Source organism: Paenibacillus sp. FSL E2-0201 (genome assembly GCF_037963325.1).
Taxonomy (GTDB): domain Bacteria; phylum Bacillota; class Bacilli; order Paenibacillales; family Paenibacillaceae; genus Paenibacillus_AQ.
This window is the reverse complement of the sequence record NZ_CP150154.1, coordinates 2474380-2491867: the sequence shown is the minus strand read 5'-3', so window position 1 is coordinate 2491867 and position 17488 is coordinate 2474380. Positions and strand designations below refer to the sequence as shown.

The window sequence follows — 17488 nt, the reverse complement described above, 5'->3', positions numbered from 1 at the left end:
AGGTACCTTTATGGACTATGTGAGGGATTACGCCATGTATGCTTCTATATTCGGTATGTTTAGTTTTAGTTGGTTTGGTTGGGCACAAGAAAACCCCAGATCCAGCTGGCGTAAATATATTGGCATAGCTTCTGGTGTATCCCTTCTCATCTGCTTGATTGGTATCTATTTAAGTATAACGAACTGGGATGCTCCCTCCGTTTTAAATGACAAGACCTCTTTTGATAATTATTTAATTTCTGTCTATATTGAATTATTTGTGGCAGGTGCTGGAGCTTCTATATTGTTGAAATGTAAGTTTAATGATTACGTTGCTCCTTGGATTGCCTTTATTGTAGGAATTCATTTTATTAGCTTAAAAAGTGTTTTTAACGATTTCAGTTTATACCTTTTAGCAGTACTTCTTGTTGCAGTCTCTATCGCATCACTATTCATATCGAAAAAGCTTAACGTCGCAAACAGTGCAATTACAGGCATTGGTACTGGAACAGTTCTGTTTGCCTATGCCCTATTAGGCTTAATTCGATATTTATCGATCTAGATACGATTATGCTCCAGTTGCCTCGGATTAATTATATTCACAAAAAAGAAACTCCCTTGATTTCTCAAGGGAGTTTCTAGTGATGCGGTCGAGAGGACTCGAACCTCCACGGTATTGCTACCACACGGACCTGAACCGTGCGCGTCTGCCAATTCCGCCACGACCGCACATCGTAATGACTACATATCCATCTTGCGTCACAAGATAGATCATACCATGCTGAGATTAATGCGTCAATATATTCTCTAGCTTTTCTAATCATTCATTATTTTATGGATAATTATTGCTTTTACTTCCGAATATAAGGTATAATGAGAACAAAAGTTCGCATAATATAAATGAGGTGATTTATAATGGCGACTACAAAGTTGAAGACATCCATGGTTGATGAAGAGGTTACGAAAGAAGAAATGTCCCTTGTCAGAAGCTATTTGCTGCTAACGTTTATTCATAAAGTGTTCGAACGTGACTGCCGTGTAATCAGTAAGAGTGGTCTGTTTAAGACCCCTCAGCTTTATATGGAGCTCGTGTCTGGTGCCACTAAGAAGACCTCATTAATGCTTCAAGAAGTTACGCGCGAATTGAGCTCACATGATCTGAAGGTCACAACCGTTCGCCAAGATCAACGGGGCGTCGAGGCCTTGTACACCTGTAGAGGATATCAAGGTGAGATGAATATATTATGGCCAGGATTCCGTAGAGAGATGCTGCTGCGAATGCGCGCATATCTCGGCCTGTCCACAGAGCTCTCCATGCTCTCCAGAGAAGAAAGTGAGACCCAGCTAGCACTAACCATATAATCCGCCATAAATAAAGAACAGCTCCTTACCCACTTGGGTAAGGAGCTGTTTATGCTGCCAAGATTATATATTATCAGGAGCTTTCCTTGGTTCGCTGAAGGGTTGGAATAGATAATTCCGATCAAGCTTTACTACCCGTCTATTCTGGCGACGTATCATCACCTGCGAATCGTCCCAAGCCAGAACAATCCCCTTTACATCATTACTTTCTATGCCATCACGCACCACACGAATTTTCTCACCGGAAATTCGGTACGCATCCAATTGTTCATCGCTAATCATCATAAATCCCTCCCTCTATATAGCTTATCCTATATTCATCCAGAAAAAAGACCCAAATGAAAAGTCATCTGGGTCTCGTATAAGCAATTGACCAATTGCATGTCTACTAAAGCATTCTTATATCAGCGCTTCATTCTTCTCAAACCAGAAGTCAAGAACTTTAGCGGACATCACACGTTGCTCCAGATACTCCACTTGGTTAGTTGTGAATTTCTCCCTCCAAGGGAAGGAAAGTTCCTCACACAAACCTTTGATTGTCAGAAGCTCTGACCAAGCTACATAGCGTTTGTACCAAAAAAACTGAGGATGTTCAATCATATAGGGATACAGATCGTCGAATTCCGTGTGTTTGCAATCCAGCGCACGCTCGAAGTGATCCTTGGCCTCGGTTAATTTATCAATAAAAAATTGCTCAGTCACCGGTTCTTTCCCCATTGTGACGCCTCCTCCCTATGTCTGATTTTATTATAAAGGAAAATCTATAGGGTGAAAAGCAGTTGTTTAAAAATAGGCATGTTCTTATTCAAATTCGGGTTATTCTCCAAATTCAATGGTGCCCCCGCTAAGAGAGGTTATTCTTACAAGTGACTCCAACCGGATCCCCTGCTCCTTGATCGTTCGAGCTCCTGCCTGAAAGCTTTTTTCCACTACAACGCCAAGACCAACCAGCTCAGCGCCAGAGCGTTGAATAATTTTAATCAGCCCGCGTGCTGCATCACCATTAGCAATAATATCATCGATAAAGAGAATTTTATCCTCCGGGGAGATGAATTGACGAGACAACATGATGTCGGTAACAATACCTTTCGTAAAAGAAGGAACTCTTTCACAAAGTGCGTCCGGATCTGCTAGGAGCGTTTTTTTGCGGCGTGCAAAAACTAACGGCACCTTTAACTCATATGCGGTGGCAAATGCCACGGCAATGCCCGAGGATTCCACGGTCACAATACGTGTAATTCCGCAGTCCGCAAACCTCCCGGCAAACTCCCGTCCCATTTCCATCGTAAGCTGCGGATCTACCTGATGATTCAACAGTGCATCCAGCTTCAGCACTTCATCCGAAACGACGACACCTTCCTCCAAAATCCGCTGTTTCAATACTTCCATGATTTTGAACCTCCAATACCCTTTATAATCGCAGACGCTCCGTACAAATGAATCACGGAAGTCATGTCCTACTGATCCTCATCATAACCTGTACTATACAGAGTGCACAAGGCAATCCTGCATAGCACTCCTTATGATTTTTCTTTTGCTTCTTAAAACTATTAGGAGGGCAGCCATGAAATCACATGTCCGAACAATGCAGATCGCTTTCACTTATATCGGCACCATTGTAGGAGCCGGATTCGCAACCGGTCAAGAAATATTAAAATTCTTCACTCGTTACGGACACTGGGCAGTCCTGACCATCCTGCTCTCTACTATACTGTTCATATGGCTGGGTACAAAAATGATGGTCATCGCTCGGCGCATAGAAGCAGAATCCTATGAGGACTTTAACCGTCATCTCTTTGGTGACCAAGTCGGAAGCACCATCAGTTTGTTCACGATGGTCATCCTGATCGGTGTCAACAGTATTATGCTTGCAGGAGCTGGAGCTATTTTTCAAGAGCATCTTGGATTTCATTATCAAACAGGGCTAATACTAACGTTGGTTGGTTCTTATTTTCTGCTTAAGCGGGGGATTTCCGGTATTCTGCAAATGAACAGTCTGATTGTCCCGCTAATGCTTACACTATCACTCATCATTATTTTTAATACGTTTCAAATTCCAGGAGCAGAACGATTCCTATTCCTAGAAAATGATCGATCTATCTTTGGCGCTTGGATGTCGCCGCTGCTCTACACCGCCTTCAATCTAGGTATGGCTCAAGCCGTATTAGTTCCGATGGCTCGTCACACAGATGAGGAAAAATCTCTGGTCTGGGGCGGTATTATAGGTGGTGCCGGGATCGGCTTTATGTTGATCGCCGCGCATTTCGCGATGAGCTCACAGATGCCTGGGATTCTCCAATTTGAAATCCCTATGGGTAACATCGCCATCCGGTTGGGTACTGTAGTGCAAACTATATATTTGCTGCTGATCTTTTTGGAGATCTTCAGCACTTTTGTTGCCGACATTTATGGCGTCACCATGCAGCTTAAACAACGAATTCCCGTTAAACCCACATTAATTACACCAATTCTGATGTTGGTCTGTTATTTACTGAGCCAATTTGGCTTTAGCTCTCTTCTCTCCGTGTTCTACCCGATCTTCGGAGCTTTATCTCTGGTCTGGGCTGTCATGCTGCTACGTACGCCATGGTCTATTCCACCACGTATCGATTCCTCATCGGGTTCGAGTGGAAAAGGGAACAGCCTTGTATCCATAAAACCAGTTACACGGAAATAACTGCTGCTGTTGGAATGATTCGTGCTGCCGCTTCCGCCACATGCTTGTGACAAGTCATCATTACAATCTGGCGGGAGATCGACAGTTCACCAAGCAGTGCAAGAGCAGCATGAAGACGAGCTTCATCAAAGTTGACGAATAGGTCATCGAACAACAATGGCAGCGATACTTGCCGAGACATCGTCTCTGCCAGTGCCAAGCGGATGGAAAGGTACAGCTGTTCTGCCGTCCCGCGGCTAAGCAGTCCGCTGTCGATTAGTCCAGCATTTTTGTGTTCAGCTTTTAGCTCTTTATGGCCCAGAGTCATAACAACTCTCTTGTATTCCCCTTCCGTCAGCTTGGAGAAATAGTCGGATGCAAGCAATAGCACCTGCGGCTGCTTCTCCTGTTCATAAATACGGCGGGTTCTTCCAATTAATTCGGCTGTTAATGCTGCTACTGCATATTTATCAGCCACAATTCGCAGAGCGGCTCTCTGCTCTTCCAATTGCTGAATTACGGAGTCCTCCATACAACGCTCTTTCAAGTATTCCCTTTCCTGAAGCAGCTTCCCTCGTTGCTCCAGCAGGGTGTTCCACATTTCTTCCTCCCGTTCAGCCAGCTCTTCAGCCGCCATCCGCTCGTTTTGAAGTGCTGAGGCATCATGATGATCTAATACTACCTGCAGGGCGGCAACTCGCTCATCCTCCCAGCCTCCAAACATAGCTAACTCCCACTGACGAATGGATTTATTCAGCTCACTGCGCCGCTGTACAGCAGCCGATCTTCGTAAGAATTCCTCCCCGCTTATTGCTCCGCCTTCATGCAACAGGTGTTCACGCTGTTCTCTAAGTTCACCTAATACTCTATGGCTTTCCTTAAGCTCCTCCAGAAGCTCCTGTAACCGTGACTGAATACTTTCCCGGCGAACCAAGTCCTTTTTCAGTTCATCCCAAGCTCTTTTTCGAAGTTCCAGCCAGCTCAGTAAAGTTAGTGCAGATCTTCGTTGTCCATCCTGCGCGTCCATATCAAAGCTAGTTGCCGCTACGCCAGACTCGTGTAAAGGATCAGTACCTGATTCATAAATGAGAGCAAGCAGCTCCTCCTCGAACAAGTTGCACTCTGCTTCAAGCTGCTTTAGTCGCAAAGAGAGCTTATTCTCTTGGCGCAGCAGTTCGTTCCCCTGCTCCACCATTGCAAAGATATCCGGCAGCCCTTCCGGGGACAACCCTTCAGGCAATCTGCGCTCACGCAGCCACTCTTCATATTGCTCAGCAGTTTGCGTGAAAGCCGTCTCTGCTCGGGTCATTTCTTCCGCGAGCAGCTTCTCTTGGCCTGCCAGCGTCTCCAGCTCTGTGCGGCAGGCATCCCGCTCGGCGGCATAGCGTTCAATGCGCTGCCGCCAAGCTGACCAAGCCTCCATGAGCCTGCGAAGCTCCCTCATGGAGGCTTCCAGCCCGCCTGCGTCAGGGCTGGACCCCGGGGCGGCCGACCGCCGCCCCGGCATGGCGCTCTCCGGCTCCGCTCCGGAGAGCAGCTGCCCCCGCAGCCGCAGCATCTCAGCTGCGGCTGTGCCCACGTCCCCGCCATGCCCTGGCGGGGACGCTTCCGGCCGGCGCGCTCCGCTGAGGCCGGCCCAAAGGGCCAGATCGGCCGCGCCAAGCAGGCCGATCGCGAGCACTGCGCTGGCCGGCGGAGCACCGGTCAGCCACAGCGCTGTGGGCAGCAGCACAGTTAGTGCTGCCCCAGCCCACAGCAGGCGCCGGTAGAGCGCGGCCATGCGCTGCGCGCTAGAGCTATCACTTCCGGCGCCGGGGGGGCGCTGCGGCCCCTCGCTGAGCTGCGCTTCGCGCCAGCGCTCGGCCGCCTGCTGCAGTTCGTCCCACAGCTGCAGCACTTCACGGGCGCTGCGCGGAGCCAGCTGCGCAAAAGATTCGGCGCCGGTAGCGTGCTCACGCGCCAACGCCCGTTCTGCTGCCTGCAGCGAAGCAGAGGCAGCGGCCAAGCGGGATCGCAGCGTCTGCCGCGCTGCGCCCTCCGCCTCCATGCGGCGATCATAACTCGCGAACGCCGCCGCAAACCTCCGTGCAGCTTCACGATCTGCCGCTGCACCCGCAAATGCAGTCAGCTCTGCCGCGCTCCAGCTGACATCAATGCCTCGCAGAATTCGCTGCAAATGCTCATTCAGTGCGGTCAATTCACCTTCTAGCCGCTGTCTTTCTACTCGCAGGTTTTCATAGCTGCTCCGATGGCGATCCAGCCGCTCCAGGGCAGGCCCCTGCGCTATTAACAACGCATCCGGTGGATTCTGCGCCAGCTCATCCGTAAGCTCACTTTGCAGACGTTCATAACGAGTTACTGCTCCTAGAGCATTTCGAATTTCACCTTCAAGTGCCTGATAGCGAATCGCTCCATCTTCAGGAAAGGTTGTAATCACTGGTAGGTCTTGCAGCTCGAGCTGCGCATCGCTCCATTTTAACCACAATTCACGAACATCTTGAGCTTTGCGAAGCATCACAAGCTCGTCTCCAGTAAGCTTACGTTGTTGTTCCAATTGATCCAGCTCAGATTCCATAACCTTTATTGCTGCTATATTACCGTTATAACGTGGAAGATAAGAGCGGCTCTCCGCCATCTGGCGCTCTAGTTTCTCAATATCCTGAACGATTTTAGCAGCTTCCTGCAGTTTACCCCGAGGTTTATATAGCTTCTCAGCTTCCTGTACCAATCGGCGTTCCGCCCGCATGATCGTTCCACCGCCGCCCATCCCTGCATGAAAGAGAAAGCTGCTCATCTCTTCTGATTGAAGCGCAGCAAGCTCCTGCAGTTCATCGAGAGAGACCGCGAACAATTGATGGAACATGCTTCGAGAGATGCCACCAAGCAAAAGACGCTCCATTTCAGCTTGTCCTAGCTCTTGCGTCGTTCCATTCGGATGATTAACCGTGATGTTCAGCTTCTCATTTCTTCCTGAGCCCTCACCACCAGAGGTATGGCGACGAATGGTCCATAGACCACCATTCATATCACGCGCCTTCAGTATTCCCCCATGCAAACCGCCTTGCATAGGTTCATACCTCTCCGTAGGGTTACCACGACTTGGAATTCCAAATAGCATGGAGCGAATAAACTGCAACGTCGTGCTTTTTCCTGCTTCATTACGTCCATAGAGTATGGTAACGCCTTCCGATAGATCAATCTCTCGGTTATGCAAACGTCCGAAGCCATGGATCTGCAAATGTTCAACTCTCATCTTCTGGAGCACCCTCCATTCCACCGAGCATTGTGATTCCCTGTTCCGCTGCACTACGAAGCCAATTTAACTTCTCCTCTTGACTTGTCACCGAGAGCAGCTGTCGCAGCTCCTGATTCTCCATGAGCGGCTTAAGCGCACTGTTTATTAATTCTTCAAGCGCTTCTGCTGAATGTTTCGTACGATCTGTAATTCGCAGCATTTCTCCAAGAAAGCTATCCTCCTCTAATAACCGTTCACGGTCAATAGCTAACCCGGACTCTACAGCGAATCCTTCCACCCAGACAAGTCCTTTATAATCTTTACGCTCAGCCCGAACCGCCTCACGGCGCTGGAGTTCAGACAGCAGATCCTCTACCGCACCTTTTTCAGCTAATACTTTATGTACGTCCCCGCGTCCGATCAGACGAAATCTAACCACTGACATCAGCTCCGGGAGTTCCTCCCTGATTTCGTCAATCACCTGCTCCACCCTTTGTATCCATTCTGCTTCATGACTTAATCCCTCAATGGATAGATCCCGTACCTGCCAGCGAACATAATCAAGCTCATGAAACCGGAGCGCAGTACTTCCAGCCTCATCAACATCCACAACATAGCAACCCTTTGGTCCGGTTTCCTTAATACTGCGTCCCTGTATATTGCCTGGGTACACAATTGCTGGTTTCTCATGCAATATACTGCGTTTATGGATATGCCCAAGCGCCCAATAATCAAAACCCCGTTCGATAAGATCCCTACGGCTACAAGGAGAATATGTCTCGTGCACCAAATCACCATCTACATTTCCATGCAGCATAGCAATATGAAACAGACGGCTGCCAGGCTTTCGAGAAAAGGTCAGTGCTGTGTTGTCAGTAACTTTCGCAGTCGGATAAGAGATTCCACTAACAATAGCTACTTCTTGACCATCTTTACGACGATGAGCAGTGGCATGATCTGGCTTCTCCCCTCCGAACACGGTAACATGCTTTGGCAATTCCGTTGCCAGACGCAATCCATCAAGTGGATCATGGTTACCATGGATCAGAAACACTTGAATCCCGTGCTGGCCAAGTTCCTTGAGCGCTTCTTGAAATCGCAGCTGACCCTGTAAGGAAGCATCTGAAACATCATACACATCTCCACTGATGACAATAAAATCAACTTCCTCTTGGATCGCAACGCGGACAAGCCGCCCTAGGGCGGCGAAGGTTGACTCGCGTAAATAAGAACGAATGGCTGGCGAAATATACGCCAGCCCGGCAAAACGGCTATCCAAATGTAAGTCAGCAGCATGTAGAAATCGAAATGGAATCATAGCTGCTCACCCTTTCGTTCCTGAGGGATACTGTAAGTATGTCTTTTTAAGTTCATTAGCGACACGAGTCAGCGAATACAAGCTTTTTGCTTTATCCCAAGCTGAACGAGAAAGCTCATAACGATAAGCCGGATCGGATATCACCTTCTCTAAAGCATCAGCAAGTGCAATTTCATCATCAGGATTGACGAGCAGACCATTCACACCATCTTCAATTTGCTCCGGTATCCCGCCAACATTCGTCCCAACTAAAGCCAAGCAGCTAAGCGCCGCTTCTGCAAACACCGATCCGAAGGCCTCTGCCCGAGATGGCAGCACGAAAATATCAAAGAAAGGCATGAATTCTTCCGGATGGAGCGTATATCCATAAAAAATCGTTTCATTATAAATTCCTAATTGTTTAGCCATATTTTCCAAATCCGCACGGGAAGGTCCATCGCCGATAATATGCAGTACATATTCATGGCCGCGATTTTTAAGCTCAGCACAGGCTTTGAGTAACGTGTCAATTCCTTTGGCTGGAACCAGACGTGTCACAGTCACAAGCTGGGGTATAGCGTTGTCATGAGGGACTGGCTTAAACCTTTTTTCATCAAAACCATTCGGGATTACTCCTATATTAGAAGGATCTTGAATATATGGCGCCACATACTCTGCAAAAGCTTGAGACACGGTCATTAACTGATCACTTACATGCTCAAGTTCGCGGTAAAGCGAAACTAGAAACTGATGCTCCAGACCACCATCAGAAATAGCTCCATTCAGTATCAGCTCTCGCTCATAACTGGAATGTAAGGTTTGAATTAACGGAGTATTTGGAAATACTTTTTTCATTGCTAAACCAGCAATTGGATGATGGGAATGGATAAGATCATATGTCTTGCTCATTCGTAATTTAGTCCACCATAGATAATCACGATAGGTCTGAATATATTTCTGAACGATTTGACTTTCCCCAAACTGGGTCCAATCAAAGGTCTCGAATATGACTTCTTCATGTCCCTTGTTGCGAATCCGCTTAGGTAACCAAAACAAATCCATCTCCCAGCGGCTTGAACGGAACCTTTCCTGAAGATAAGGGATCATGGATGATACACCACCGGGTTGCTCCGGCGGGAAGAAGAGCGCTTGCAGCAAATTCATATGGTACATCCCCTTTACAATTGCCTTACGTACAGTAAGACTTGGCAATTATGATATAGTTGTGTATATGTAGAATTTCAGGTACGATTACGTTCCCCATACCTTGATTTTATCGGTATAAACATGAAACAGCAACTAAGAAAAAGGAGAATGATCTATGAAGGAAGAACAGCTACCTGCCTCTTACACCGCATATATACAAGAAACGCTGGGGCAAGAGGCAAATGCTTTTCTAGAAAGCTATTCAGCACCACGAACGCAGGGACTTCGCTTTAATCCATTGAAAAGCATCTCAGATTCAGGTCAAGTCGCAGTAGAGCGCACAGTCTCACAGTTTGATCTGAAACCTATCCCATGGTGCCCAGACGGTTATTATTATGAAGAGCCCGCTCGACCAGGCAGACACCCTTACCATGCTGCCGGACTATATTATATTCAGGAGCCTTCCGCAATGTCCGCAGCCGAACTGCTGGCACCTAAACCCGGCGAAACCGTCCTCGACCTTGCAGCTGCCCCTGGGGGCAAAACTACGCATATCGCTGGTTTAATGCAAGGACAAGGCCTCTTAATCTCTAATGAAATTCATCCGGAACGCGCAAAAATTTTGGCAGAGAACGTCGAACGTCTAGGCATAAAGAACACCCTCGTAACCTGTGCAACGCCAGAACAGCTATCTTCTCGCTTCCCACAAGCATTTGACCGAATTATGTTAGATGCCCCTTGCTCAGGAGAAGGCATGTTTCGAAAAGATCCAAACGCTGTTTCAGAGTGGTCTCCTGACCATGTAGTTATGTGTGCGGCAAGACAATGGGACATTCTACAAGATGCCTACCTTATGCTTAAGCCTGGGGGGACTCTAGCCTACTCTACTTGCACCTTTAACCGCCAAGAGAATGAGGAGATCATTGACCGATTGACGGATCGCTACCCCGATATGGAACTACTTACCCACAAGCGCCTTTGGCCACATTTAGAAAAAGGCGAAGGCCACTTTGTTGCACTCCTACGTAAGCAAAGTGTCACCGAAAATGACGTTAATGACGATGCCAATCGCAGCACTAATAAACGTCGTAGCAAAAACAACCCAAAAATCAATTCTTCCGTACGCGATGCATATCAGTTATTCCAAGACTGGGCCGCGGTTGAGCTGCCTGGTTTCTCATATCAAGGCATCCCTCTGCTGTTCGGTGAATCTCTTTATCTACTGCCTGAATCCTTTAGCGGCAACCTCCATACGGGGCTGCTGGATGGTCTTCGTATTCCGCGAGCCGGGCTACATATTGCCCATTTAAAGAAAAATCGGATTGAACCTGCTCACGCCCTCGCGATGGCGATTCAGCACACAGATGTAACACGTAGTTTTGATCTCAGTAGCGGGGGGATGGAAATACATGCTTGGCTCCGGGGCGAAAGCTTACCTGTGCCGGTGGAATTACATGGATGGACACTAGTAACTTTAGATGGATTGCCAATAAGTTGGGGCAAAGCAAGCGCTGGCCAACTTAAGAATCATCTTCCAAAAGGACTGCGCATCCTAAAAGCCCATATTGACGAGCAATAGGCCATAGACCAGTTCATCCAGTCCACTTTGGCATATGATGTCATTATCTCAGAAAGCTGCGACACCCGCCGCAGCAATGGGAATAAGACATACGTTAAGGAGGAATATATCATGGGTGAATTTCATGGAGGAGCCTTCACTTCAACTGGTGCGATCTTGGTACTCTTTATCTTGCTCGTAATCATTTCCCGTTCGTTGTTCGTTTAATACCAATCCGGCTAAATAGACGGTGAAATTAAAGCGGCTGTGTCGTCCTTTTTGGGGCGGTGCGGCCGCTTTATTTCTTTCCAACATAACATTTCCATTTGCTGTTCTCGTGAATATTTACCGTTTGAAAGCCAGCTTCCCGAAATAAATGATCTACCTCTTCGTTCTTTGTGTATTGTTTCATGTGATAATTAATTTTATAGACCTCAGAAATAATGACAAACGTTCCGCCTGCCTTCAGCACCCTATACACTTCACTTATATCATGTTTAAGATCAGGCCAGAAATAATGCGTCTGAATAGCCGTGATCGTCCCAAAAAAACTTTCGTTAAACGGTAGCGCCGATACGTCTCCCTGACTGATCTTCACCCTACCTGCGGCAACAGCCTTGTTGTTTTTTTGAATGGATGTCTCCACAGCTTGCTGGGAATAATCTACGCCGTAGATTTCCTGATGCTTATGTTGTTTTACAAGCGTATGTATAGTTTGACCACCACCACAACCTATGTCCAAAATAGGGGCATTGTTCATCACTTCTATTTTTGAGAGCCCCCACGCTGTTATGCTGGTATGTGCCTGGTTCATGATTTTGATCATAATATTCCCCACGAATCCTCTCGGGTTCTTGGCTTGATCGATCAGCGTATTCAATAATCCCATATTTTTAATCTCCTATTAACGATTTCGAATCAATAAATTGCCGACTTCTAATTCCTTTTTGGAGTACTCGTCATTTCTGCAATCGAGCAGCACTTCAACTCTGTAAGTCTCAGCGTCCACACAACAGATCCTCTGGGAGCCTAAAGAAATAGTAATCATTCCATCTTGAACAACAACGTCAGTGAATATGTCTTTAAGCAATTTTTTATCCTTTTGAGTCCATGCTCCATATATATTTACTTGTGAGATACCCTGAATATTTTGGTCTCTACTGTTTGGAACCATATATTGCTGCATAAAAGCTAGGCTTTTCTCGTCATTCATTTGTTGTAAAAAGAATTGAAAAGGCACCCCTTCAAATTTCGGTATGTATGAATTTTTCCATGGCATCGTTCTATTTAACAGATTAAAAAACCAACGAAACCGCAAAGGTTCTGGTGTTGAAGCTTCAATATTTCGACTTGAAAGCTCCTTATATACAGCATCTATATCTTCTACATCCAAAGCAAAGCCTATAAGACCCCGATGTCCACCCAGATAATCCTCCGTCCAACTTTTCAGCCAACCTCCACCATCCTTTTTCTTAATTCGAACCCATTCAAAATATTCATTTCCGATCCATATATTTGATACTTTAAACCCCTTTGTACCCTTTCCCCACTTCGGCTCATATGGAAGACCGAGCGTTTGGACTGCCTTAACAAACGTTTGGTCTTCGTGTATATTACGATCTACATTTACAACTAGATGATCAATTTTCACTCATGCACCACCTTATTAGTTTGCCATACCAGCAGCCTGATCACTTGATATATGTTCCGTAAGATTTTCAGCTGTAACTACCCACTTAGCTTCGTGATATTCTATTTTATGAATACTAGTATATGAAGTCGGAAAATGGGCGTTTTTATATAGCCATCGATCGTATCCCTCCCCAAAAAGATTGTTATACACATTTCAATAAAACATCCTTCTAATCCTCCATTGTTGTTAAATAATCCTATTCAGCAACTTAAAAAAGCTACCGATTGATCGGAAGCCTTTTTAGCTGAACCTAGTGACTGTTTGTATTAAACTTCATCATCGCTTGTTGCTGAAGTTGATCCCAATGGGGTGTCGCAATGTTTGCTTGCTGCTTCAAACTATCGAATGAATCAAACAAAGCTGCTATTTCGCTGAAAGAACCGTCTACTAATTTCATGAACGGTAATTTATGAATTATTTTCAGACCATAATACACACCCTGTTTGTGTTTTCGAACAAAGTTAACTTGACCTGCTGGAGTGATAGTATATCCTAGTTTCTCCATAATTTGAAATCCCTCGTCCATTACTGAGATGGCTTGTTTTAACAGCTTCTCATCCTTAGACACCTTTTTCAAATCCCCGTCGTGAAGATAACTAAGAGAGTTCAAAGCCACTATAGGCACGATATGACTTTTAAGCCAAGCATCCATATCCTCATGATAAGTTAGCTTATACTTTGCATTTTTAAAGGCATTTTCCAGTACAGACTTGATTGGAATCTCACCGTCTAGACTGCCAAGTACCATTTGCCCTCCAGCCCTTATGTTGATGACCCGACCACTCGCCTCACGAATGCCTCCACTAAGCTGAAATCCGAAGAGTATATTTTTTCTCATGCTGCTCATATCCTGAAGATCCTTTTGCATGCCATGGGCATCGCCGTTATTCCCCACAAGAATTATATTCTGACTCTGATTCTTAGCTAGAATAGGTAATACAGCTGGAAAATCATTGTATTTCATAACAACAAAAATAAGATCATAGCGATCATCCGATCGAAGCTCTGAGATGACTTTCACAGCATCTACAGTGTTTTTGTATTGAAAATAATGGCGAAGAACAAGTCCGTCTTTCGTCAACTGCTCCGCACGTTTCCCTCTGGCAAGCACTGTGACATCGTTTCCCCCACGCACTAGAACATGCGCAAGGTAGCTGCCTAAAACTCCCGCTCCAAAAACTAATACTCTCATGTTTAACTCCTCTATCCCTTTTTAGACATTTGTTGAATTTCGATCAACTGTTCGATAAAATTAGATTATCACATCATCGGTAGGGTTCAATCGTTAGTTTGATCGGTTTTGTTGATTTTTCAACAGAAACCAATACATTGTTTAATAAAAAGGGAGTATTACCATGGATAGAAGAATTAAAAAAAACCAAACAGCCATCATGAATGCATTAATTCAACTGATGGCTGAAAAAGATTTTGAAAAAATAACGATCAACGAAATCGCAGAGCGTGCTGATGTAAACCGCGGAACGGTTTATTCCCATTATGCGGATAAATACGATCTGATGGATAAATGCCTGGAGGCTCAGCTCCAACAACTAATTGAAAGCTGCTCCGCAGTGGAGGATGTAACCGAACCCAATCCCTCTAAAGCGTCATTGCTCCGCACGCTGGAACAATTGGAGGAGAATGCTCTCTTTTATAAAACTTTATTAAGAAACAAAGCTCTGGTCTCCTTCAGAAACCAATTACAAGAAATGATAAATGAGCAGATCAAGGTACAATTTTTAGAAAACAATTTTAATCTAGATGAGCTGAGTAAAGATATATCTGTGCAATTCTTAAGTTCGGCGACTGTCGGAGTGATTGAATGGTGGTTTACCCATAGTAATCCTTGTTCTGCAAAAGAGATCACTGAAAAGTTATGGTCCATGCTCGATCTAAATCTGCAGATCATCCGTTCTCAAGCTTGAATATGTTCTCCCATATCCATCTCATAAATGGAGCTGATGATCTTTTCAATAGGAATCTCCTTAATTGAAATATCAAGGATCTCTACCTTTTCGCTAAGAATATGCAGAAACTCGCCCATTTTACATTGCCCGGTATCGATCATTAATTCCACTTCGTAATCCGATATTCTTTCCGATAGCAGAGTCCCGGGCAGATCAATCTCACCAATCGTTGTGGCGGCAGAAAGCCTGACTACCTTTTTCGCACCCAGATGAAGTCGAAGTTCAGAGAACTTATCATCATATACTTTTTTACCTTGATGAATAATAAGTACTCTTTGAACCAAACGTTCCACATCTTCCAAGTCATGTGTCGTTAGAATAAATGTGGTGCCTTCCCGATTCATTTGTTTAATGAATTCTCTAATTCTTTGTTTAGCTATAACATCCAGCCCGATCGTCGGCTCATCTAAAAAAACTACAGGCGGTGAATGAAGCATCGCCATAATAAACTCGCATTTCATTCGTTCTCCCAGTGAAAGGGTGCGCGTGGGCTTAGTGATAATATCGCCGATCTCAAACATGTTAACAAATCGATCTAGTCTTGTACGAAAGTCGTTTGTAGGAATATCATAAATTTCCTTGTTCATATAAAAGCTATCCAAAGGGGGAATGTCCCATATTAATTGCGATTTCTGTCCAAATAAGACCCCAATTTGTTTAACATATTGATTTTTCTGCTTATGAGGGTTGTACCCTAGAACATTTATTTCTCCCGATGTAGGATAGAGAACGCCTGTCAGCATTTTAATAGTCGTTGATTTCCCCGCACCGTTTGGACCCAGAATGCCAATGATTTCTCCTTTTCCAACATTGAAAGAAAGATCCTCCACAGAGGTAATAATCGATTTTTCACGGTGAAACAGACTTTTAAATACACTTTTTGCATCCTGTCCACGGTGATACGTTTCATATTGCTTAGTTAAGTTCTTGACGGTAATAATGTCCACTGTAATTCTCCTTCATACAAATTCATCCCCCGGCACTTTTGTAACTACGAAGCATGTAGGTATAGAGCCAAATTCCGAAGGCAGCAAATAACACACACGGGATAATCGCTATAAAAAAATAAGCTTCCCATCGTCCAATAAGTGTAGATGCTGGAAAGTAAGCAATCATCGAAACCGGAAACAGAAAAGAACTTACGGCTACGACTGCTTTTGGAAAAATCGTTCCTGGATATCGTCCAAAAGACTTAATACTCTCAAACATCTCCGGCAAGCGGGAATTCGCCACCCATTTGAAGGAAATCGCTGCCACAATAAGCGCCACCCCAAACATGACCAGCAGCCCTGCTCCAAACAACAACAGGAAGAGCAACCAAGAGCTAAACGTCACCTCTTCAATTCCGCTAAGTGCGTAGACGAACATGACTAGGCCACCTCCTAAAAGCCCGATGCTTTCGAATTCAAAAGATCTAGCCAATAGTAAAAATAAGCTCGAGGTAGGTTTAATTAATACCACTTCCAGCGTTCCCTCCACCACATGGGACATCGTATTCCACATAATTCCGTTAAAAAAAATCCCAGCACAAGCCGTAGATAAAATAAAAACAGATTGAATTAACAGCGCCTCTTTAAAGGTCCATCCTGCAAATGAAGCATTCGAATTATAAATAAACACCGTGACCAAGGGAAACAATACGTTCCCTATGAGCATAATCAGACTATTGAGTATAAAATTAACACGATAAGTGATCGCAGAAGCAATATTCGCCTTCATACAAGTTTTATAGATCAGATACATACGTTTCATGCGCCCACCCCCGTAAAATGCTTGAGCGAGACCGCATACAGCCCTCGGCAGACAACTCCGGCAATCATAACGGCTATAAGCTGCAGCAACAAAACTTGAGGAATGGATAAGGTTATATCAGCTAAAGTATAACTACCCGTATAGACCATTGCTGGAAGAAAGGTCGTATACTGAAACGGTAAGAAAAAGGACGCCATTTGTAAGGATTTTGGAAAAAAGACTAATGGAATCAGCGATCCTGAGAATATCCCCTCGCAAAGACTAAAAAAGTTACGAATACTAGAGGACTGTACCATCCAAAAGGCGACCATTCCAATACTATAATGGATAAAAAAATTCATCATAAAAGCCATTGCTATCGAAAGAATTGCATAAAGTAAATTTGCAGGCAAAACATCAATATGAAAAATAAAAAAGAAAATCATAAAACAGGGTATAAATTCAAATAGAAGTCCAAGTACCCTATGCCCCGCCTTCTGAGACAACGCATAGAACATATGATTCATCGGTCTTAAAGAGAACGTAATGAACTTCCCCGTGCGGATGAGCATTTGTAAATTCCAATCGGCAAAATCCATGGTCAAATAGTTAATCAGCATCGTGGCACAAAAATAAGAGAGCATATGGGAAAGCGACATTCCGTTAATAGAAGATTCCCCACTATAAACAGCGCTCCATATATAATACTGCACCAAAAAATACACAGGACCTACAAAAATAGAAACCATCGAATGCGTCCTGTACGCACTCCATTCCTTATAAGTAACAAAAGCAACCGCTCTCATAAGGCGAAAGCGGTGCTTTATCATCTCAAACATAAGTCACATCCTGCCTATCTGTAGA

The 17488-nt window shown here is 45.0% G+C and carries 18 protein-coding genes and 1 tRNA gene; 6 read left to right on the top strand and 13 right to left on the bottom strand.

Annotated features, from left to right (window positions below):
• The first annotated feature begins 10 nt into the window (after nucleotides 1-10).
• Complete coding sequence (locus tag NSU15_RS10885) at nucleotides 11-541, top strand: hypothetical protein (protein ID WP_339290323.1); 531 nt, start codon at nucleotides 11-13, stop codon at nucleotides 539-541.
• 83 nt (nucleotides 542-624) lie between these two features.
• On the opposite strand, the gene NSU15_RS10880 is transcribed toward NSU15_RS10885, so the two are convergent.
• Nucleotides 625-708: transfer RNA gene (locus tag NSU15_RS10880), tRNA-Leu, on the bottom strand.
• A 186-nt stretch (nucleotides 709-894) separates the two neighbouring features.
• Between NSU15_RS10880 and NSU15_RS10875 the strand changes: the two genes are divergently transcribed.
• Nucleotides 895-1341 carry a hypothetical protein gene (locus NSU15_RS10875; RefSeq protein ID WP_339290322.1) on the top strand — a complete coding sequence of 149 codons (447 nt, stop codon included), beginning with the start codon at nucleotides 895-897 and terminating at the stop codon, nucleotides 1339-1341.
• A 63-nt stretch (nucleotides 1342-1404) separates the two neighbouring features.
• Here NSU15_RS10875 and NSU15_RS10870 read toward each other — a convergent pair whose 3' ends face one another.
• The 3 genes from NSU15_RS10870 to NSU15_RS10860 all read right to left on the bottom strand — a co-directional run bounded on the left by NSU15_RS10870 (nucleotide 1405) and on the right by NSU15_RS10860 (nucleotide 2730).
• Nucleotides 1405-1623, bottom strand: coding sequence for a hypothetical protein (locus NSU15_RS10870; RefSeq protein ID WP_042126394.1), 219 nt, complete (start codon nucleotides 1621-1623; stop codon nucleotides 1405-1407).
• A 117-nt stretch (nucleotides 1624-1740) separates the two neighbouring features.
• On the bottom strand, nucleotides 1741-2058 hold the full coding sequence (locus NSU15_RS10865) for a hypothetical protein (RefSeq protein WP_036689410.1): 318 nt from the start codon (nucleotides 2056-2058) through the stop codon (nucleotides 1741-1743).
• 99 nt (nucleotides 2059-2157) lie between these two features.
• Nucleotides 2158-2730 (bottom strand): xanthine phosphoribosyltransferase, encoded by a 573-nt coding sequence (locus NSU15_RS10860; protein ID WP_042126391.1) that lies wholly within the window; start codon nucleotides 2728-2730, stop codon nucleotides 2158-2160.
• Between the two features lie 175 nt (nucleotides 2731-2905).
• Here NSU15_RS10860 and NSU15_RS10855 point away from each other — a divergent pair, with 175 nt between their 5' ends.
• Nucleotides 2906-4018 carry a hypothetical protein gene (locus tag NSU15_RS10855; RefSeq protein ID WP_339290320.1) on the top strand — a complete coding sequence of 371 codons (1113 nt, stop codon included), beginning with the start codon at nucleotides 2906-2908 and terminating at the stop codon, nucleotides 4016-4018.
• On the opposite strand, the gene NSU15_RS10850 is transcribed toward NSU15_RS10855, so the two are convergent.
• From NSU15_RS10850 to NSU15_RS10840, 3 genes are read right to left on the bottom strand one after another with little or no spacing between them, the layout of a single operon-like run.
• Complete coding sequence (locus tag NSU15_RS10850) at nucleotides 4005-7250, bottom strand: AAA family ATPase (RefSeq protein ID WP_339290319.1); 3246 nt, start codon at nucleotides 7248-7250, stop codon at nucleotides 4005-4007. The genes NSU15_RS10855 and NSU15_RS10850 overlap by 14 nt on opposite strands.
• Nucleotides 7240-8550: a DNA repair exonuclease gene (locus NSU15_RS10845; protein ID WP_339290318.1), complete on the bottom strand. Its 1311-nt coding sequence runs from the start codon at nucleotides 8548-8550 to the stop codon at nucleotides 7240-7242. Before NSU15_RS10845 ends, NSU15_RS10850 begins: the two co-directional genes overlap by 11 nt.
• A gap of 6 nt (nucleotides 8551-8556) precedes the next feature.
• Nucleotides 8557-9693: a glycosyltransferase family 4 protein gene (locus tag NSU15_RS10840; protein ID WP_042126384.1), complete on the bottom strand. Its 1137-nt coding sequence runs from the start codon at nucleotides 9691-9693 to the stop codon at nucleotides 8557-8559.
• A 157-nt stretch (nucleotides 9694-9850) separates the two neighbouring features.
• On the opposite strand from NSU15_RS10840, the gene NSU15_RS10835 reads away from it, so the two are divergent.
• Nucleotides 9851-11254: an RsmB/NOP family class I SAM-dependent RNA methyltransferase gene (locus NSU15_RS10835; RefSeq protein ID WP_339290317.1), complete on the top strand. Its 1404-nt coding sequence runs from the start codon at nucleotides 9851-9853 to the stop codon at nucleotides 11252-11254.
• A gap of 111 nt (nucleotides 11255-11365) precedes the next feature.
• Complete coding sequence (locus NSU15_RS10830) at nucleotides 11366-11461, top strand: sporulation protein YjcZ (protein ID WP_197069771.1); 96 nt, start codon at nucleotides 11366-11368, stop codon at nucleotides 11459-11461.
• Nucleotides 11462-11531: 70 nt separating this feature from the next.
• Here NSU15_RS10830 and NSU15_RS10825 read toward each other — a convergent pair whose 3' ends face one another.
• From NSU15_RS10825 to NSU15_RS10815, 3 genes are all read right to left on the bottom strand, one after another.
• Nucleotides 11532-12122: a class I SAM-dependent methyltransferase gene (locus NSU15_RS10825; RefSeq protein WP_339290315.1), complete on the bottom strand. Its 591-nt coding sequence runs from the start codon at nucleotides 12120-12122 to the stop codon at nucleotides 11532-11534.
• Between the two features lie 15 nt (nucleotides 12123-12137).
• A complete protein-coding gene (locus NSU15_RS10820) occupies nucleotides 12138-12884 on the bottom strand; it encodes a VOC family protein (protein WP_339290313.1) in 747 nt (248 codons plus the stop codon).
• Between the two features lie 292 nt (nucleotides 12885-13176).
• Nucleotides 13177-14118, bottom strand: a complete 942-nt coding sequence (locus tag NSU15_RS10815; RefSeq protein ID WP_339290311.1) for a 2-dehydropantoate 2-reductase N-terminal domain-containing protein — start codon at nucleotides 14116-14118, stop codon at nucleotides 13177-13179.
• A gap of 163 nt (nucleotides 14119-14281) precedes the next feature.
• Here NSU15_RS10815 and NSU15_RS10810 point away from each other — a divergent pair, with 163 nt between their 5' ends.
• A complete protein-coding gene (locus NSU15_RS10810) occupies nucleotides 14282-14851 on the top strand; it encodes a TetR/AcrR family transcriptional regulator (RefSeq protein ID WP_339290309.1) in 570 nt (189 codons plus the stop codon).
• Here NSU15_RS10810 and NSU15_RS10805 read toward each other — a convergent pair.
• From NSU15_RS10805 to NSU15_RS10795, 3 genes are read right to left on the bottom strand one after another with little or no spacing between them, the layout of a single operon-like run.
• Complete coding sequence (locus NSU15_RS10805) at nucleotides 14842-15840, bottom strand: ATP-binding cassette domain-containing protein (RefSeq protein ID WP_339290307.1); 999 nt, start codon at nucleotides 15838-15840, stop codon at nucleotides 14842-14844. The genes NSU15_RS10810 and NSU15_RS10805 overlap by 10 nt on opposite strands.
• A gap of 22 nt (nucleotides 15841-15862) precedes the next feature.
• On the bottom strand, nucleotides 15863-16645 hold the full coding sequence (locus NSU15_RS10800) for an ABC-2 family transporter protein (RefSeq protein ID WP_339290306.1): 783 nt from the start codon (nucleotides 16643-16645) through the stop codon (nucleotides 15863-15865).
• Nucleotides 16642-17463, bottom strand: coding sequence for an ABC-2 family transporter protein (locus NSU15_RS10795; protein ID WP_339290305.1), 822 nt, complete (start codon nucleotides 17461-17463; stop codon nucleotides 16642-16644). The genes NSU15_RS10800 and NSU15_RS10795 overlap by 4 nt, the downstream gene beginning before the upstream one ends.
• Between the last annotated feature and the right edge of the window lie 25 nt (nucleotides 17464-17488).

What these genes read in the sequence shown, in the direction of transcription:
- NSU15_RS10800 (WP_339290306.1), bottom strand. Translation starts at nt 16,645, where the DNA reads ATGAAACGTATGTATCTGATCTATAAAACTTGTATGAAGGCGAATATT.
- NSU15_RS10885 (WP_339290323.1), top strand. Translation starts at nt 11, where the DNA reads ATGGACTATGTGAGGGATTACGCCATGTATGCTTCTATATTCGGTATG.
- NSU15_RS10835 (WP_339290317.1), top strand. Translation starts at nt 9,851, where the DNA reads ATGAAGGAAGAACAGCTACCTGCCTCTTACACCGCATATATACAAGAA.
- NSU15_RS10825 (WP_339290315.1), bottom strand. Translation starts at nt 12,122, where the DNA reads ATGGGATTATTGAATACGCTGATCGATCAAGCCAAGAACCCGAGAGGA.
- NSU15_RS10855 (WP_339290320.1), top strand. Translation starts at nt 2,906, where the DNA reads ATGAAATCACATGTCCGAACAATGCAGATCGCTTTCACTTATATCGGC.
- NSU15_RS10870 (WP_042126394.1), bottom strand. Translation starts at nt 1,623, where the DNA reads ATGATTAGCGATGAACAATTGGATGCGTACCGAATTTCCGGTGAGAAA.
- NSU15_RS10840 (WP_042126384.1), bottom strand. Translation starts at nt 9,693, where the DNA reads ATGAATTTGCTGCAAGCGCTCTTCTTCCCGCCGGAGCAACCCGGTGGT.
- NSU15_RS10850 (WP_339290319.1), bottom strand. Translation starts at nt 7,250, where the DNA reads ATGAGAGTTGAACATTTGCAGATCCATGGCTTCGGACGTTTGCATAAC.
- NSU15_RS10795 (WP_339290305.1), bottom strand. Translation starts at nt 17,463, where the DNA reads ATGTTTGAGATGATAAAGCACCGCTTTCGCCTTATGAGAGCGGTTGCT.
- NSU15_RS10810 (WP_339290309.1), top strand. Translation starts at nt 14,282, where the DNA reads ATGGATAGAAGAATTAAAAAAAACCAAACAGCCATCATGAATGCATTA.
- NSU15_RS10865 (WP_036689410.1), bottom strand. Translation starts at nt 2,058, where the DNA reads ATGGGGAAAGAACCGGTGACTGAGCAATTTTTTATTGATAAATTAACC.
- NSU15_RS10875 (WP_339290322.1), top strand. Translation starts at nt 895, where the DNA reads ATGGCGACTACAAAGTTGAAGACATCCATGGTTGATGAAGAGGTTACG.
- NSU15_RS10815 (WP_339290311.1), bottom strand. Translation starts at nt 14,118, where the DNA reads ATGAGAGTATTAGTTTTTGGAGCGGGAGTTTTAGGCAGCTACCTTGCG.
- NSU15_RS10845 (WP_339290318.1), bottom strand. Translation starts at nt 8,550, where the DNA reads ATGATTCCATTTCGATTTCTACATGCTGCTGACTTACATTTGGATAGC.
- NSU15_RS10860 (WP_042126391.1), bottom strand. Translation starts at nt 2,730, where the DNA reads ATGGAAGTATTGAAACAGCGGATTTTGGAGGAAGGTGTCGTCGTTTCG.
- NSU15_RS10830 (WP_197069771.1), top strand. Translation starts at nt 11,366, where the DNA reads ATGGGTGAATTTCATGGAGGAGCCTTCACTTCAACTGGTGCGATCTTG.